General features: G+C 50.4%; 14 protein-coding genes and 1 pseudogene. 12 read left to right on the plus strand and 3 right to left on the minus strand.

Annotated features, from left to right (window positions below; translation table 11 throughout):
- Positions 1-14 precede the first annotated feature (14 nt).
- From DW082_RS14695 to DW082_RS05155, 3 genes are all read right to left on the minus strand, one after another.
- Positions 15-1,115, minus strand: a complete 1,101-nt coding sequence (locus tag DW082_RS14695) for a DEAD/DEAH box helicase (RefSeq protein WP_220452642.1) — start codon at positions 1,113-1,115, stop codon at positions 15-17.
- Complete coding sequence (locus DW082_RS05150; RefSeq protein ID WP_147386967.1) at positions 1,109-1,810, minus strand: hypothetical protein; 702 nt, start codon at positions 1,808-1,810, stop codon at positions 1,109-1,111. Before DW082_RS05150 ends, DW082_RS14695 begins: the two co-directional genes overlap by 7 nt.
- Positions 1,811-2,270: 460 nt before the next feature.
- The gene (locus DW082_RS05155; RefSeq protein WP_118457668.1) at positions 2,271-2,867 is read right to left on the minus strand and encodes a DUF3945 domain-containing protein; all 597 of its coding nucleotides are present in this window, start codon (positions 2,865-2,867) and stop codon (positions 2,271-2,273) included.
- Between the two features lie 967 nt (positions 2,868-3,834).
- Here DW082_RS05155 and DW082_RS05170 point away from each other — a divergent pair.
- The 12 genes and pseudogenes from DW082_RS05170 (at position 3,835) to DW082_RS05225 (ending at position 17,444) form a co-directional block, all read left to right on the plus strand.
- Entirely contained in the window at positions 3,835-4,152 is a 318-nt protein-coding gene (locus DW082_RS05170) for a hypothetical protein (protein WP_147386968.1), read from the plus strand.
- Positions 4,153-4,680: 528 nt separating this feature from the next.
- Entirely contained in the window at positions 4,681-4,848 is a 168-nt protein-coding gene (locus DW082_RS05175) for a helix-turn-helix domain-containing protein (RefSeq protein ID WP_118457754.1), read from the plus strand.
- 3 nt (positions 4,849-4,851) lie between these two features.
- Positions 4,852-5,154, plus strand: coding sequence for a helix-turn-helix domain-containing protein (locus tag DW082_RS05180; RefSeq protein ID WP_118457676.1), 303 nt, complete (start codon positions 4,852-4,854; stop codon positions 5,152-5,154).
- Between the two features lie 1,213 nt (positions 5,155-6,367).
- Positions 6,368-7,420, plus strand: coding sequence for a transcriptional regulator (locus tag DW082_RS05185; protein ID WP_118457756.1), 1,053 nt, complete (start codon positions 6,368-6,370; stop codon positions 7,418-7,420).
- A gap of 165 nt (positions 7,421-7,585) precedes the next feature.
- Positions 7,586-7,981 carry a hypothetical protein gene (locus DW082_RS05190; protein WP_101571639.1) on the plus strand — a complete coding sequence of 132 codons (396 nt, stop codon included), beginning with the start codon at positions 7,586-7,588 and terminating at the stop codon, positions 7,979-7,981.
- A gap of 410 nt (positions 7,982-8,391) precedes the next feature.
- Entirely contained in the window at positions 8,392-9,501 is a 1,110-nt protein-coding gene (rfbB, locus tag DW082_RS05195) for a dTDP-glucose 4,6-dehydratase (RefSeq protein ID WP_118457678.1), read from the plus strand.
- 9 nt (positions 9,502-9,510) lie between these two features.
- A pseudogene (locus DW082_RS05200) lies at positions 9,511-10,910 on the plus strand (lipopolysaccharide biosynthesis protein).
- A 37-nt stretch (positions 10,911-10,947) separates the two neighbouring features.
- Positions 10,948-12,078: a glycosyltransferase family A protein gene (locus DW082_RS05205; protein ID WP_118457680.1), complete on the plus strand. Its 1,131-nt coding sequence runs from the start codon at positions 10,948-10,950 to the stop codon at positions 12,076-12,078.
- A 127-nt stretch (positions 12,079-12,205) separates the two neighbouring features.
- Entirely contained in the window at positions 12,206-13,384 is a 1,179-nt protein-coding gene (locus tag DW082_RS05210) for a glycosyltransferase family A protein (RefSeq protein ID WP_118457682.1), read from the plus strand.
- Positions 13,371-15,776, plus strand: coding sequence for a Coenzyme F420 hydrogenase/dehydrogenase, beta subunit C-terminal domain (locus tag DW082_RS05215; protein ID WP_118457684.1), 2,406 nt, complete (start codon positions 13,371-13,373; stop codon positions 15,774-15,776). The genes DW082_RS05210 and DW082_RS05215 overlap by 14 nt, the downstream gene beginning before the upstream one ends.
- 5 nt (positions 15,777-15,781) lie before the next feature.
- Entirely contained in the window at positions 15,782-16,405 is a 624-nt protein-coding gene (locus tag DW082_RS15435; RefSeq protein WP_118457686.1) for a CatB-related O-acetyltransferase, read from the plus strand.
- A 127-nt stretch (positions 16,406-16,532) separates the two neighbouring features.
- Complete coding sequence (locus tag DW082_RS05225; RefSeq protein WP_182424095.1) at positions 16,533-17,444, plus strand: glycosyltransferase family 2 protein; 912 nt, start codon at positions 16,533-16,535, stop codon at positions 17,442-17,444.
- The last annotated feature ends 21 nt before the right edge of the window (positions 17,445-17,465 follow it).

The following is a 17,465-nucleotide window of genomic DNA, read 5'->3' on the forward strand; positions in this document are numbered from 1 at the left end:
AGAGGTTGAGACTCCTAATAATCTTTAAGGTCGTCAATAATTGCAAGAGCATTTGCGTCTGTAACATATGGACATTGGCTAATATATGTCTGATATGTTTCTTTAAAAGTTCGTGTATATATGCTATTTTTTGATACGTAGATCAAAACTGCACCACCTCTTTGAAGAATATTTGAAACAATATCTCCACGGACAATAGGAAATTGTTTCCGTTTTATAGTTTCATGAGGAGAGAAATAATAGAATGTATTTTCATCTCGAAAAACGAATATCTTTCCCACTACATTTTGTTGATATGCCAATGCATTGGAATTCCCGTGGAAAATTGTTCCATGTTTCTGAAGCTGAGCCTCTGGATTACTTATGAAAGGGTGTGTAAATACTATTTTTGCTTGGGGAACTGCTTTATCAATACGCCGCACCAAAGAGTCAAATCTAATTCCTCTGATTAAATCTTCTGATATCTGAGCTTCATCAAACAAGATTAACGAAACATTGATTCCATTTCGCAACTCCCTAAACAAATCCTTACATCTTTCCGGGGTTACCACATAAACTCGCCGTGTAGTTTTGGCTTGATTGATATTTTCAATAAACTGCAGTACCAGAATGTCGTGCTTATCCTTTAGCATTTCTCTAACCGAATAAAGATATTCCGCGATTAATGCCCTAGACGGTAGTACTATTACAATATCCCCTGTCTCATCTTCAATCAATTTGCGAAAAAGATGCGATTTGCCTGCACTCGTAGGAGCCGAAAAGGAAAAATACTTATTCCCATTTATCTGACGATAAGCACTCGCTTGAACGGGAGTAAACGAATCCCCCATTTCTAACTTAATAGCTTTGGCTGTCGTATTAAATACCAAGTCCAAAACTGTCTCAGGATCAGATGTTTTATAAAACAACCCCAATGAATACATCAGATGTCTTTCATATTCTTGGAATATAGCAGGATGAAATACTTTTATATAGGATAGTTTTTCCAAATCTGCACTACAGATAGGCCCTTCATAATATAGTTGACTGGCAATGCGCCTTAACTCGTGAAGGGCGTTATGTGGCATAAACGGCAACTCCCCATCTTTAGGAATAATATCTGCTATTGTTAACATATCTCTACCCCAATTACATAAACCTCTTTGTAATTCAATAATGAGTCTATATGCTCACATCTAAGAGCAAAATCAATAATATTATCTATGTTGTCTCCATGAACAGAAAAAGCAACAGCGCATCCAAATTCTCCACTAATAATTTTATTTGCAGGTTCTTCTCCCGCAATAGCTTTTATGTGAATAACATCTTTCTCATGCTTTTTATCATTAAAAAAACGAGACGTCTGCCTCAATGCTTCTGTATGAGGGTTGCTGTTAGTCCTATATTTCGCTTCTCCAAAAATAACATGATTTTGAATGGACACTGTGTGGAAATCAAATCCTGGATTACCAGACTTTTTTTCTTTCCATAATTCACTCAAAGGTAGACGTATGTGATTATAAGATTGATGAAGCGATTCGCAAGCAGAATCAGATACGAGGTACTCTCCAATATCTTTAGTTATTTCATTCTCAATGACATAAGATTTCAGCACAGTCAGTATCAATGGAATAGTCTCATCTAATGCTGCTTGATAAGACGTTTGGGCATAAATATCTAGTTTTGATACCCACGTCATATCACTAATATTCCTTATCATATCAGCAATTCGTGCTTCTGGATCTGTTATATGTACATGCAGTCGATGAACAATTGCACTCCCTTGTTTATCGTATTCAGAAAGATTAACTATTGATGATGTTACTTCCATAATCAAAATATTTAACGCTACTTTCGTGCAATATCTTGATAAGTTGTTTTTTGCACGAACAAACAGGGGATAAGGTAACGAATAGGCACCGGTTCTATTTTCCGTTCGGTGCTTCGATTTTCACCACATCAAATAACTGATGTAAAGATAGTTAAATAATACAAAAAAAAGCAAGCGAGCCACCGTTTTTTTCGGGTCGAGGAGCGTTTTTTTCGCCGTGTCTGCCGAAGCACAGACCCCCTCCCGCTTCACCCGTTAGCGACTAGCAAAAGGCCCGGTGCGATAGCTGTCAAGGCCGCCCGTAGGGCGCTCGTATAGCCTTGACAGCTATTGTGCCGGGTCATATCTTCGCGTACGGGTGAAACGGGCGCCCTTACAATCCGCGTCCCTTCGATCTTTTGATATCGGGTATTTCGATCCATTACTGCGCCCTGTCCTGCCGCAAATCTTTCCGGGACTTTCACGGGTCTCCCCAGCTCTCCTTATATCCGGAATCTTCCGGCTTCTCTTTCCATAGGTAGGGTCTTACGGTCTGTCCGTAACCTCCCCACCATTGCACGAGCGCACGCACCGTATAACCTCTCTCTATCAAATCCCGGTCCATGCGTCGCATGGTGTATTTCCCATATTTCACCCATTCGTTCGGGTCTTTGTCCGTATAGGCCAATCCGCGTGTCAGTTTATCGTCCATGACTAAATAGCCGTCGAAAATGCGGTTTTCGTACCGCATCCCTTCGATATAAACGGGTTGTCCATCCCTGATTTGTTCTACCTGTTCGTCCGTAAGCCGTATGCCGAACATAATCGGGTTCCGGTTTATTTTTTCTGTCGATAGCCTTTCTTCGGTCAGTACGTCCCATTGGGGCGTGCGGTTCACCCGGAACCGGGACGTGTTGCGGCAGCCGTTTTCCTCGTAGCGGTACGTCAGTCTTTGCGGCGAATATAACTGCCGCTGCTGTTCGGGCGTCAGTTTCCTGACCCGTATCTCGGTAGTCGGTTCCGGAGCGGGTGTAGACGGGGTACATTTCTGTCGTTCCGTTTGCGATGGGATTGGCAAAGCTTACCCGACGATTTTTCCCCTTCCTGTTCGACTCGTTTCGCCTGCCGTTAAATATTCGCTTATTTTGCGTCCGTCGATCTCAGTCCGTTCCATAACCTTTTTAGCCGTATTTGCAACGACCCGACTTCTTTCGATAGTTCTACACAAGTTCGCATAACTGAATTTCCGGTCTACCTTCGAGGCTTTGACATCGTAAATATCGATCCCTGTACTTCCTCTGCCGGATTGCCGCCTCGGTGAATAAACCTCGTCGTTACGCCTCTCTCCTTTAGTCTCCCGGCCAGTTTCCTCAAAAACGTACGACCTTTCAGCACGGTTTGTACAGCCTCATAAGCGGCATACTTCACTTGATCCGGTCCGTGCAGCTTCCCTGCCCTGACATTCTCTTTGCCCTCGGAGAATGTCTGCCCGTGTTTTCGTTTCACGGTCTTGCATACGGCCGTGCTCCGGATTCTCTGGTTATGGTCCGTACCAACTTCGCATCATACTTCACCCAGTTACAGAGGATGTAAGCTAAGTACCCGGCGGCATGTCGTATTTCGACAGCCGGCGTTCGAATACTGGTGGTACCGCATGGATCGGCACTGCGGGGCCGTCCTTTGATCTTCTTTGCCATCGCATTTTTGATTTTGAGGTTTGACGACTTCGGAGTCGAACCCACTGCGGCCTTCGCAGAAAGGGCGGAGGTTTCGGGGGCCGGATTTTCCGGCATACCGAAACACACCTTGCTATCGGCAGGCGCCGATAAAATCCGCCATCCGGCGGATTTGCCCGCGCGAGACCGGCAGTCTCGCTTCCGCGAAAGCGGCAGTAGGTTCGACCCATGCAATGTTAGGCAGATTATCGGAACCAAACAAGGATTCCGATCCGGCCATAGACGGCCTGCAACGGCCCCTGCGAAGCACCTTTCGGGATTTCCGTTTTCTTCGAGCATGGCATGCATGCCATAACTGCCAGTCATGGCATGCATGGTATTCATGGTGTGCATGGTATGCAGTGCGGTCATGGAATACATGGCACCGAAGGCGTCTATGCCGGATATGGTATGGGTGGCATAGATGCTATGGATGGCAGCAACAGCACCTCCGGCATAAACGGCGTATCCGGTATGGATGGTATCATTCGCATATCTGCTGTTTCCGGCACGGATGGCTGTGATACGATCGACGGTATGTCCGGTATGGATTGCACTGCCGGAGAAAGAAACGGCATTCTTTTAACCGATCATAATTTATGGAACGGAAACCTGTTTTATCTCAGTCTGCAATCAGAAAGGCGGTAATTACAACCTTTGTTTTCGAGAACGGACGATGCCGGGGCAGCAGCCCCGAACGCAGTACGCCGAAGCGAACCCCGAAGCCCTGCCGGAATGTGTCGGCAGGCGCGGGGGACGGCGAGTGCGGGACGGGCGGCAACGATTCCCGCCCCGGTTTTTCTTTTGCCCCGCAAAACGTTGCGGGAAACGGACGGCCGATGCCGGCAGAAACGACGATGCCATGCGACTTGGGCCCGCTCGGGCGTCAAAAGAGCGTTTTTCCCGGCCGGAACGACGTATCTTGCACGGCGGACGGCCATACATGGCCTGGAACGGACATGGGGTACAACCTGCGTCCTCCGTACTTACTTTTACGGCAGGAGTGCACGCCTGTTATCATTTATCCGATTTACTCACTTAAAATTTTCAAAGCCTATGGCAGTTCTCTGTATCGACGAAAAGGTCTGGCAGGCCTTCGTCGGAAGATTGGAAACGCTGGCCGAACGGGCCCGGCTGCTGGAACACCGGTACGAGCCGAGGACGGACAGCAGTTGAATCGACTCGCAGGACGTATGTCTTGCGCTGGGAGTCAGCAAGCGGACGCTGCAATCCTACCGGGAAAGGGGACTGATCCCGTTCTCCAGCGTAGGAGGAAAGTATTTCTACCGGGAAAGCGATGTCGCGGCGTTTCTCGAATCGAGAACCGAACCTGAAAGGAGATAAGGCATGTCGATGGATTATCTGACTCCCGAAAGCGGCGAGGTCAAACAGGCTTTCGTCAGGCTCGGACAGATCGAACGGGCCCTGTGCCGGGCGGCGGAGAACTACGTGCCGCCGATCCGGGAGGAACGCTACCTGACCGGACGCGACGTATGCGACTACCTGCATATCTCGCCCCGGACGCTCCAAACTCTGCGCGATACCCGGCAGATCCCCTACACGGCTGTCAGCGACAGGGTATTCCTCTATCCCGAAGCGGGGATAAGGAAAGTATTGATCCGAAACCTCAGACCGGCCGAGTACCGGTAATTTCCGAAAGCGGGGACAGTTCTCAAACTGTCCCCGCTAATATAAAATAGCAAATTACTTCTTAATTTCCACCAACCTTCTACGGGGAACACGGCTATTAAATTACATGATGGCCGAATCAGCAGCGGCAGCCGTCATCACATCACTATGAATAGCTCCAACTCTTCTGTTATTTATTCCGATTGTTCACTTTGCACTATCATTTTCAATGATGTTAATATCGTATGGGCTTTCTTCACTCCCGGAAATAAATATATTGGTTCATCTATAAAAATCCGTTATTGCAACTTGTCTAAACTGAAAAGTTGAAATGAACTTTTCATTCCGATAGTCATCGACTTCGTTTATGTATCGTATCCGAAATTTCGGGTGGAATCTTAAGAAATCAAACCCTGACAACCATCAAAGTGAAATGGCGTAATTCCGGCGCACAAGGTAAAGCCGGCACGATCTACTATCAGCACCCATCGTCGAAAAATACGTCGGATTGCTACACACATGCAAATCGCTCCCGAAAACAGGCTGTCGGCGGCAGTCATTAATGCCGGAATGGGCCACGCTTCCGGGCGAACGACTCAAATCTATATGGCTGCGTTGGAAAATTCAGAAGATCGACACTGCTAATCAAAGAATTACAACTATTCTGACTAAATGTGTCTCTACACAAGAAACCATACAAGCTGTTAAATGATTGATAATGAACGCACATATTTTATGATGTGTTTGGCTATGTCATTATTTGAAAACGAAAACTCAGATATTTCAAGGAATGCAGAAACTGAATGATGAATAATTATACTCTGACGTAAATAATCGGGTAATGGACTATTATATTTCTATTTATCAGTATGTTATATTTATACAAAAGGAGTTCTTAACTTTAAAATTTATCCGGTAATTTGGCTGTTAACATTTATTAATATACATTTGTATGGTTTCTTGTGTAGAGACGACCATCATAATTGTCTGATTAGGTTGTGCGTATAAAAATTGTTCGCATAAAATAATTCGGACTTGTATGGAACAGGACGGAAATAAAGGGAGGAATTGAAATTTTCAGGTTTATCTCCTTTATTACACGTAATGCATTATTATCCAATGCTTTATATAATAGCAGTGGTATGGCATAGAAATGTCTATAACTGAAAAAAACAATCGTTTCTTGGGAAGCAGATATGGATCTCCGGAAGAAAATGTTAGGGACTATCCTCCCATCTTAGCGGAGCAATTCAAAAGCAAAAGAAACAGTCAAGCTGTAAGGTGGTACGTGCTGACGCTTCCTTCTTGTCATCGGGGGCCGGCCGTCGGTCTGCAAAAGGAGTTGGATCGTCGCATCCGTTGCGGAGAGCCGAGGTTCGAATTCTTCGCCCCCTCGTATGTAGAAGTGAAGAACGAGGACGGACATTTCGTCAATACCCGCCGTCCGTTACTTTACAACTATGTTTTCATTCGTTCGTCGGAAAGCGAGATATATCGGATGAAGCAGGAATTGCCTCAATACAACTTCCTGCCGCGAGTACGGGAAGGGTTACACGGCTACTATCCTTACCTATCCGACGAGGCAATGCGCAACCTGCAATGGATTGCACGCTCCTACTCCGACGAGCTTCCTGTCTATATGCCCGAAACGGAGAGACTCGCCAAAGGCGACCGCATCCGTATTATTGCAGGGAGATTCAAGGGGGCAGAGGCGCGCGTGATGATTCAGCCAGGTGCAGGACGCAAAGAGGTTGTCGTATGCGTAGAGAACTGGATGTGGGTTCCGTTGCTGCATGTCCGTCCGGGAGAGTACGAAATCATCGCTCTGCATGAGAGCGGGAAACACGTATATACCCGGCTGGATAACGACCGGTTGCTATCCGAACTGCATGAAGCCGTGGGACGTTACCTCTCCCCGGGAGGCGCGACGGACGAAGATCGCGCCTTGGCGGCCGAAACAATCAAACAATACGGTCAACTGCAAGTGGACAGCGATGTATTGCGCAGCAAACTCTACTCCATGCTGCTTCCGGCCTACACGCTGCTCGGGGATAGGAAAGAGTGCGAAAAACAGATCGGGACGATCCGACACCTGCTTCCGCTCGTCAAGGCAGAACAGGCTCGTGCGAATTTGCTCGTCATATTGTACGGATGCACGGACAACAGTCTCGATCACGAACGGGCCCACGAGATCGTCGACCGATGGAAAAAGGAAGAATCTCCCAAGAAAAACAAGGCGCGCCTGATCCGCTGGCTGGACGATTACGACCGCTGGCTGGGACACTGAATGCTACGCTCTTATACACTTAATTTTCCGAGTCCCTGCTTCAGGTATAGTTCTCGGACTTGTATAGAAAACAGATACGGAATAAACCGGTAGCCGGACTCGATCGAAACATCACTTTAAGTCTGGGAAGCCAGTATGCGACAACCTATGGAAAACGCAGAAATCATGGCAGGAAGACCGCAACGAAATACCGAAGCCGAACCATCGGGAGTACGTCTGATGGCCTTCCTGGCAGCTCACCGAACGGAAGTGCTCGCTCGGGAACAAAGTAACGAGCGATTCATCCACTTGTATGGCACAGGCGGGTACTGGGCGGCTTTCGAACGATCCGCCTACCAGCTATGCCGGTTGTTTCCCCGAAACGAAACCGCGATTTTCCATTTCGCGACTTATCCTTTCCCCGTCGTCATGGCATCTATTGCGGACGGCGAGCTGCGGGCCTACTCTCGGAGACATATACTGCGGACCGTTGATCCGGATCATAAAGTGCTGACGGTTCCGGTACTCGCGCCCGAGGCGTACAAACGATGGCGTGGCGAAAAAATAGAAGAATTCGCGTAACGAGATACTTTGCTCATTTCACGAACGGCATTGCTCGTCCACGAGATATCGCGGAAAATCGGTTGTTCGGAGAGCGAATGATTTGCCCGTTCCGTCATAGCCTGGGGATGATAATTGGTCGGCTTGTGCTGTAAAATTTAAGTAGAGCCTTATGACAAAGTATGCGGGCGTACACATGCCACATTCAATCTACCAAACACAATAAACACGAACCTCAAATCTGTAACAAGAATTGATTCGCCATAAAAAGCACGCGCTCTAAGAAATGAGAATGCCGAATCGTTGCATTGCGGAAACAAAAACTATGTATCGCCTCCCGAACGATGCTTGCTGGCCGGCAATCCGACTTCTCTAAGCAAGATCTATATTATAGATCGCAACAACGGTCGAATCGATTATTTATTCTACTTATGAGCCACAACATCCTGATTACCGGCGGTGCCGGCTTCATCGGAAGCCACGTGGTCCGCCTGTTCGTAAACAAATACCCCGGCTACCGCATCGTCAACCTCGACAAACTGACCTATGCGGGCAATCTGGCCAACATCTCGGACATCGAGCGTGCGCCGAACTACACGTTCGTCAAAGCGGACATCTGCGATTACGAAAAGATGCGGGAGGTATTCCGCAACTACGACATCGACGGAGTGATCCACCTCGCCGCCGAAAGCCATGTGGACCGGTCGATCAAAGACCCGTTCACGTTCGCCGGGACCAACGTGATGGGAACGCTTTCGCTGCTTCAGGCGGCCAAAGAGTACTGGAACGGAAACTACGAGGGGAAACGGTTCTACCACATATCCACCGACGAGGTGTACGGGGCCCTGGAACTCACGAAACCCGACAGAGACCCCAACGGCAACGAATGCGGGGGAGTACCCTACGGGGACGGCTTCTTCACCGAAACGACCAAATACGCCCCGCACAGCCCCTACTCGGCCAGCAAGGCTTCCTCGGACCATTTCGTGAGGGCTTACCACGACACCTACGGGATGCCCACGATCGTCACCAACTGCTCGAACAATTACGGACCCAACCAGTTTCCAGAGAAACTGATCCCGTTGTTCATAAACAACATCCGGCACAACAGGCTCCTGCCCGTGTACGGCAGGGGAGAGAACGTACGCGACTGGCTGTATGTCGAGGACCACGCTCGGGCGATCGACCTGATCTTCCACGAAGGGAAGACCGCCGAAACGTACAACATCGGAGGCTTCAACGAATGGAAGAACATCGATCTGATCCGTGTAATCATCAAGACCGTCGACCGCCTTCTGGGCAGGCCGGAAGGTACCGGCGAAGCACTTATTACCTACGTCACAGACAGAGCCGGACACGACCTGCGTTACGCGATCGACTCCTCGAAACTCAAATGCGAACTGGGCTGGGAACCTTCGCTGCAATTCGAGGAAGGCATCGAAAAAACCGTCCGCTGGTACCTCGACAACCAAAAGTGGATCGACAACGTGACCTCGGGAGAGTATGTAAAATACTACGAGGATATGTACCAAAACAGGTAACGCTGCTTCATGACGAAACCGCAACAGAACCGAGTCGCCAACGGAATTATATGGAGCGCTGTCGAACGATTTTCCGTACAGGGCGTACAGTTTCTGCTGAGCATCGTCATTGCCCGGCTGATTTCGCCGTCGGATTACGGTCTGATCGCCATGCTCGGCATTTTTCTGGCTGTTGCGCAGCAATTTATCGACAGCGGGTTTTCGAACGCGCTGGTACAGAAGAAGGATCGGAGCGACGTCGATTTCTCGACGGTTTTCTACTCGAACCTCGCTATTGCAGCTGTAGTGTATGCGGCGCTTTATGCCGCCGCCCCGTGGATAGCCGATTTCTATTCGGAGCCCAAGCTGACGCCCGTTACCCGCTGGATCGGCCTGACGGTCGTACTGATGGCTTTCTCGATCGTCCAGCGGGCGAAACTCACCATCGAACTCGACTTCAAGACACAGGCCAAGTTGTCGCTCGTATCGGTCACGGCAAGCGGCCTGTGCGGTGTCATGCTCGCATGGCAAGGCTACGGAGTTTGGGCGCTGGTCGTTCAGACGCTTGCGAACAACTTTCTGAACTCCCTATTGTTATGGACTTTCGTCCGATGGAGGTTGCGGCCGGTTTTTTCATGGACCTCTTTCCGTTCGCTTTTTTCGTTCGGATCGAAGCTGTTGGCGGTCGGCATACTGCACGTTCTTTACAGCAATGTCTACACGCTGATCATCGGCAAAAAGTTCAGCGCCTCGGACGTAGGGTATTTCAACAGGGCGCAGACATTGGCGATGTTTCCATCCGTAAATATATCTTCCATCATCACTCGCGCCCTTTATCCGGCCCAATGTTCCATTCAGGACGACGAAGAAACGCTAAAACAATCGTTTCTGGACTCGTTGCGCACATCGGCCTCGTTATATTTCCGCTAATGGTCGGCCTGAGCATATTGGCGGAACCGCTGATTCGGATCGTGCTGACCGAGAAGTGGATAGATTCGGTAAAAATCCTTTCGATTCTTTGCATAGCTTATCTTCCTTACCCGCTTATGGCTCTGAACTGGCAACTGGTCAATGTAAAAGGGAGAAGCGGTCTGGCACTGAAATCGGAATTATGGGGCAAATCAATCGCGTTCGTCATTCTGGTCACGACACTGCCATGGGGGTTGATCGCTATCTGCTGGGGTATGGTCGCCTCTGGAGTGATCGACTTGGTGGTGATGATCCATTACGTAAAAAAAGTAATGCCTATCGGATACATGCAGCAACTTCGTCATTTGACACCCGTCATTTCGCTTTCTGCAGGAACCGCCTTGGCCATGCTAAGTTGCAAAATTATCGTATCAAGCGCATGGGCTCAATTGATTTTATGTACGACGCCGGCCTTATATGTTACCTCGGAGGAGCCACATTGTTCCGGTTCCATGAAGTAAACAAAGCAAAAAACTGGATAAAAAGAAAATCAGCCCAATGAAGTGCACCTGCGAATATTGCAGCGGCGCAGATTATGACAGTTCCGACTTTTTCATTGATCTGACCGCAAATCTGAGTAAAGAAAGGCCAATAGGCGTAAGCGGACTGCTTCGGGTAAAAAATGATGAAGACTTTCTGTCGGCATGTATCGATTCATGTATCGGACCGCTTGATGAACTAATCATCGTATGCCAACCGAGCGATGACCGGACCCAGCAGATCGTTGAAACCAAACGCAGACAATATCCGGACAAGATCAGGGCGTATTCTTACCGGCCACGGGTTCTATCCCACAATCTTTCCGTCGAAGAACTCGAATACGCCAAGAAATTGCCGTCCGACTCAATCCATCTGCTCGCCAACTATTACAACTACACGCTCTCGAAAGCGTCGTATCGATACGCCGTGAAAATCGACGCCGATCAAATATATTTTCCCGAAAAACTTCAGTGTATTTGCGACGCGTACCGGAATGAACAAAAAGAACACGGCCGGTTCTCCGACGCGGCCGCCAGCTACGCGCTACAAACATATAACCGGCTCTCGGCACGTTTCCCCAAACTATTCCCCACCGCGTTCTGGATACACAACCTTTCAAAAAAAATCGTGCGGGCCTATGAACGATACGTATTCCATCTGTTGTCCAACGAAAAGCCGATGTTGACCGTTTCGGGCATCAATCTTTTTCATGATGGTAACGAATGGAGCGTTTGTCTGGGAGACCGAGACGGCATATTGCCTCCTTTCAACGGAGTGGGTGATACCGTTTTTTTCGAAATATCGCCTCAAACCTATTTCGTTCCTTTTGAACTCCCTCATGCAGGAGCTGACAATCGCTACGCGTCGAGTTACATCGAGATCATGCGCAAACCAGCGCAACGTATGCTATACGGCGGATTTTTATGGTATCATCTCGCCGCGATGAGAGAATCGATACGAACTAAAAACAAGCAACTTTATCGAAGCCATACGATTCCGTGGAGACAATTTCTGCACAGCACGTTTCCTGCGTTGGACAAGCGCGGTCTGCTACCTGTTATGAAACCTTATTTCGCAGCCTTTTTCGAAAGCGACAAGTCGAAGTTTCCGAAAAAGTTGCCTGACTTTGAAACCTACTGCGCACGCTGAACGATAAATAATGAATTCCCAATCGGATGAACCGATTCTGCACCGGAACGTTTTTCGTCATCATATTTTCCGTGTCCGCCTCTTGTCGGCTAAATCCGTTTGACTTGTCATTTCTTATTTTCAAGCTATGAGATGTACGTGTGAATATTGCCGGGACATCGACTACGACAACTCGGAATATTTCGTCGACCGATCGTACCTGTCCCGTCCGAGACCCGTCGGCGTGACAGGGCTGCTGAGAGTTAAGAACGATGCGGAGTTTTTGGCTCTTTGTATCGACTCGTGCATCGAAGCGCTCGACGAACTGGTTATCGTCTATCAGCCGTGCGACGACGACTCGCCCCGAATCATCGAAAGCAAAAGGCGGCAATACCCCGATAAGATACGTACGTATTTTTATCGTCCCGTCGTGCTGTCGCATCATCTGACAGAAGAAGAATTCCGCTACGCGTCCGCATTGCCCGAGACATCGATCCACCTGCTGTCGAACTATTACAACTACACGCTGTCGAAAGCATCGTACCGATACGCCTTGAAAATAGACGCCGACCAGATCTATTTCACAGACAAGCTGAAAGAGTTCTGCGACGCATTCCGCACGACCGAAAAAAAGCGGATAACTTTCACGGAAAATGTGGCGGCCCGACAGATTCATTTTTTCGCAGACCTGACGAACGTATTCCCCGAACTGCTTTCACGAAGGTTCCGATTCCTCATTCCGTCGGACAAGCAGGTGACGCGATACAGCCGCTATACGCTGAAAAAAGCGGCGAATAAAAAATATCCGGTCTCTTTTTCCGGAATCAACCTGTACGAGCGTTCGGGCAAATGGATGCTGCCGACGGGCAGCTATGCCAACGGTCTGTTTCCCTCATTCAACGGGATACACGATCATTTACTGTTTAAAATATCTCCGATGTCCTATTATACACCGCAGCCCATTCGATCCGAACATGCAAAATACGGCAACTGCCTGATCGAATCATTTTCCTTGGACCGGTCGCTGAAACGATTCAAATATATATTCAGTCACAAACTGCTGTACGGCGGATTTCTGTGGTACCATACCGCACCGCTCAAAGAACCGGATTTTACGGCCAAACGGGAAAAATATGCGAATCGCACTCTCCCGCTATTCGGGAAACAAGACGATTTTTTCAGTCTTGAAAATCATTCGCCTCTGAGACGATGGATGAGACCATGGTATTGCCTTTTCTGGAGACGGGAACAACGATCCCTGCCCGAACGATCCCTACCCGAAATAGGTCGAATTCTTCACACCCGTTCGAACGATGAAAAACAATAAACGAAATCTCCGTCTCGGCATTCTCTGGGCCGATCCCTATTGCGGCAATCTGGGCGTCGCGGCGCTCTCCTATTCGACGATCATTCTGTTCGAGGAGGTATCGCACCGGACCGGCATCCGGTTCGACTACACGCTGTGGGGAGCGAGCCGCTGCGGTCGCGGCATGCTCGACACGGGACGGGAACGGATTCCAGTCCAGACCGTACGACCGTTTCTGGGCGGCGATCTTCCCGCATTCGCAAAGGGATGTCTTGCCAACCCGCTCCGGGTCGGGACGCCGCTGTTCGCACTCGATTTTCTGCGGTACGATCTGGTCGCCGACATCGGGGCCGGCGACAGTTATTCGGACATTTACGGCATCACCCGCTTCCGGAATATGGACTTCACTAAATCGTGGGCGCGACGGCTGCGCAGGCAATACATTCTGCTGCCGCAGACGATCGGGCCTTACGCCAGCGAGGAAGCCCGTCGGAAAGCCGCCCGGTCGATGAGCGCAGCCGGGCTGATTTTCGCCCGAGACCGAATGAGCTTCGACTGCGCCCGCGAACTGCTGCCCCAAAAGCCCGTCGAGAGAACGATCGACGCGGCATTTTTCCTGCCCTACGAAAAGACAGCGTTCGACGGAGAGAAGACCAAAGTAGGGATCAATATATCGGGTCTGCTGTGGCATGGCGGCTACACACAGAACAACCAGTTCGGCCTCCGGTCGGATTACTCCCGGACAATGCTCGGCATACTCGATGCCTTTTCGTCCCGTCAGGACGTGGAGCTGCATCTGATTTCCCATGTGATCGGACGACCGGACTTCGTCGACGAGGACACGCACGTCGTCGGGGAACTCCAGGCCCGGTATCCCCGGGCCATTGTCGCGCCGGCATTCCGGACTCCCGTCGAAGCCAAGTCCTACATCGCCGGCATGGACTTTTTCGCCGGCGCGCGGATGCATGCGTGCATCGCGGCCGTCTCGTCCGGCGTTCCGGTCTATCCGTTAGCCTACAGCCGCAAGTTCAACGGGCTGTTCGTCGAGACGCTCGGCTATCCGGAAATGGGAGACCTGACGGTTATGGACTCGGACGAAATCACGGCCGGCCTGCTCGCCGCTTTCGGAAAAAGAAGCGACCTGAAAAAACGGATCGAGCAGATCGATCGGCAAATCGTCGAACCGGAAAAGGAAAGAATGATCGGTAAGTTATCGGAATACACCTGCGGAATGAGTTTTAAACTGCGGAAAATCGTCGGCTCGTCGCTGTGTTTGGGTTGCGGGCTGTGCGAGGCGCTCGCCCGGCGCGACGGAGTGCGCATGAGATTGGCGGAAAACGGATTCTACGAACCGGCCTCCAAAAATCGAATCGCCAAAGCGACACAGACCGAATTGAAAAAACTCTGTCCGGGCATCCGCCTCGACTGCATCGACACGCGAGAGACGTTTTGCGGTCCGGTCAAAGCGGCATACGAAGGCTGGGCCTGCGATCCGCATATCCGCCGGACCGGTTCGTCGGGCGGAGTCGTCACCGCGTTGGCGCTCCACCTGCTCCGTACGAAACAGGCGACCGGGGTATTGCAAGTAGGGACCCGTGACGGACATTATCTGTACAACGGTCTGAAATTGTCTCGCACGGAGGAGGAGGTTCGCGCATGTGCCTCGTCACGTTACGCTCCGGCCCTCATGTTCGACCGGATCGACGAGCTGCTGAACAGTTCGGAGGAACGGTATCTGTTCATCGGCAAACCGTGCGACGTCATGGCGTTGCGCGAATATACGAAGTTCCACCCAGAACATAAGTCCCGGATCGAATACTGGATTTCGCTAGTCTGTGCCGGCATGCCGAGCTATAACGCTACCCGAAAATTAATCGCGCGGGCGGCCGATCCGACTCCTGTCGTCTCGCTCAGATACCGGGGCGACGGCTGGCCGGGCGATTTCAAAGTCAGCTTTGAAGACGGTAAAATTTTCCGCTGCTCCTATAACGAAAGCTGGGGACAAGTGCTCGGACGCGACGTCCGTTTCCGGTGCAAGATCTGTCCGGACGGCATCGGCCAATACGCAGACCTGGTTGTCGGAGACGCATGGCATACGAAAGACGGATATCCGGACTTTACCGAGCAAGAGGGACGGAGTTTCCTGCTTGCCCGCAACGCGCGGGGCGCGGAACTCGCCGAAAAAGCAAGAGATGCCGGAATTCTCTCGCTGAGCCCGCTCGACATACGCGGTCTGGAGCAGATGCAACCTTATCAGTACCAACGGCTGCGCAACGCCTTCTACAAACTGGCTCCGGCATGGATAGTCACCGGAGGTCTTCTGAAAATCCGTCATCTCGGACTTCCACGTTTCCCGACAAGAAAAGGTCTCCGAACCGCCTTGGGTACTGTCTATCGCTATTACCGAAGATAGCAATCATGTTTTCTTTTTTATATAGATGCCTGAAAAACAGGCATGCACACCGAATACTGCTTCGGATCATCGCCCGTAGCGGCGGAGGTCTTGCGTTTTCGTCCGAAGTCCGAAAGCTGTATGCCGAAGTACACCGCATCCGAATCGGATACGGAACCTACGGTGGCTGTTTCGACACGGAAAACATTCCGCCAGATGTATCATTCGGCAATTATTGTTCGATCGCCAGCGGCGTGCGAATTTTCAGGGCCAATCACCCGTCCGGACGTTTCACCACTCATCCGATTCTGTACAATCCCGTCATGGGATATGTCGAAAAGGACATGCTGGAAAGGCCGCCTCTCGAAATCGGCCACGACGTTTGGATTGGAGCGAACGCGATCATCCTTCCCGGCGTATCGCGGATTGGTAACGGAGCCGTGATCGGAGCAGGCAGTGTCGTCACGAAAGACGTCGGCCCGTACGAAATTGTCGCCGGCAATCCGGCCCGCACGATCCGCAAGCGTTTCGACGAGCGGCAGATCACCGCGCTGGAAAACTGCCGCTGGTGGGAACTGGACCGACACGAATTGGCCGACCGGATCGGAGAACTCGATGCGTTACTTCAAAGTCCCGAAAATCCGAAATAGAAACTATCGGTGGCGCGACGAGTTTCCCGCTCGCTCGGCAAGCATGGCCGAAAGCCGGCGCGAACGACCGCAGTCCGAATACCGACCGGCATCCCTCGCATCCGGCACGAACAGAAAGTACAATCATATGGATGTTTCCGTTATCATCGTCAATTACAAGACCTCGCAGCTACTCGTGCCAGCGATCGATTCGATCCTCGACAAAACCGAAGACATCGTCTACGAAATCATCGTCGTCGACAACCACTCGCAGGACGACTCCGAACGCGTTGTCCACGAGCATTACGGCAACCGGGTGACGTATCTGCCGCTTGCTGAGAACGTCGGTTTCGGCCGGGCGAACAATGAAGGGCTCCGGATCGCCCGGGGCCGGAACATCCTGTTCCTGAATCCCGACACGATTCTGGTAAACAACGCCGTCCGCATCCTGAGCGACTATCTCGACAGCCATCCCGACACGGGAGCTGTCGGGGGCAATCTGTATACGGCCGACATGCAGCCCAACGTTTCGTTCAACCGTGTCCGTCCCTCGATTTTCGACGAAACGGATCAGGCAATGCACCGTTTGCTGTCCCGATTGCGCTTCGGCCGAAACGGACTGTTCAACTATACGGAACATACGATTGAAGTCGGTTTCATCGTAGGCGCCGACCTGATGATTCCTCGTCAGGTGTTGGATTCCGTAGGTGCGTTTGATCCGGACTTTTTCATGTATTACGAAGAAACCGAGCTTTGCCGACGGATAGCGAAAGCCGCGTACCGGATCGTTAGCGTTCCCAAGGCCAAAATCATCCATCTCGAAGGGAAAAGTTTCGTAAATAGCGCAGACCGGGAACGCAGGGCTCTGATTTCACGCAGAATCTATTTTCACAAGACCTGTTCGCAACGCTATGCTCGCATAGTCGATTTTAATTACCAAGTACTGACAAAAGCAACTTGGTTACTTTACCGTATCGTTGGCAACAAAGCGAAAACAGAGAAATTCCGACAGCGTAAGAACCTGTTCGACGAAATCAACCGAGTCGGACCTAAGCCGTGACATTCAAACCGTTAACATTCG

This window comes from Alistipes sp. AF48-12 (assembly GCF_003477565.1).
GTDB classification, from domain to species: Bacteria; Bacteroidota; Bacteroidia; order Bacteroidales; family Rikenellaceae; genus Alistipes_A; species Alistipes_A hominis.

Coding starts and splice junctions, on each gene's coding strand:
- DW082_RS14695 (WP_220452642.1), bottom strand. CDS start 1,115: ATGTTAACAATAGCAGATATTATTCCTAAAGATGGGGAGTTGCCGTTT.
- DW082_RS05150 (WP_147386967.1), bottom strand. CDS start 1,810: ATGGAAGTAACATCATCAATAGTTAATCTTTCTGAATACGATAAACAA.
- DW082_RS05170 (WP_147386968.1), top strand. CDS start 3,835: ATGCATGGTATTCATGGTGTGCATGGTATGCAGTGCGGTCATGGAATA.
- DW082_RS05180 (WP_118457676.1), top strand. CDS start 4,852: ATGTCGATGGATTATCTGACTCCCGAAAGCGGCGAGGTCAAACAGGCT.
- DW082_RS05190 (WP_101571639.1), top strand. CDS start 7,586: ATGGCAGGAAGACCGCAACGAAATACCGAAGCCGAACCATCGGGAGTA.
- rfbB (WP_118457678.1), top strand. CDS start 8,392: ATGAGCCACAACATCCTGATTACCGGCGGTGCCGGCTTCATCGGAAGC.
- DW082_RS05205 (WP_118457680.1), top strand. CDS start 10,948: ATGAAGTGCACCTGCGAATATTGCAGCGGCGCAGATTATGACAGTTCC.
- DW082_RS05210 (WP_118457682.1), top strand. CDS start 12,206: ATGAGATGTACGTGTGAATATTGCCGGGACATCGACTACGACAACTCG.
- DW082_RS05215 (WP_118457684.1), top strand. CDS start 13,371: ATGAAAAACAATAAACGAAATCTCCGTCTCGGCATTCTCTGGGCCGAT.
- DW082_RS15435 (WP_118457686.1), top strand. CDS start 15,782: ATGTTTTCTTTTTTATATAGATGCCTGAAAAACAGGCATGCACACCGA.
- DW082_RS05225 (WP_182424095.1), top strand. CDS start 16,533: ATGGATGTTTCCGTTATCATCGTCAATTACAAGACCTCGCAGCTACTC.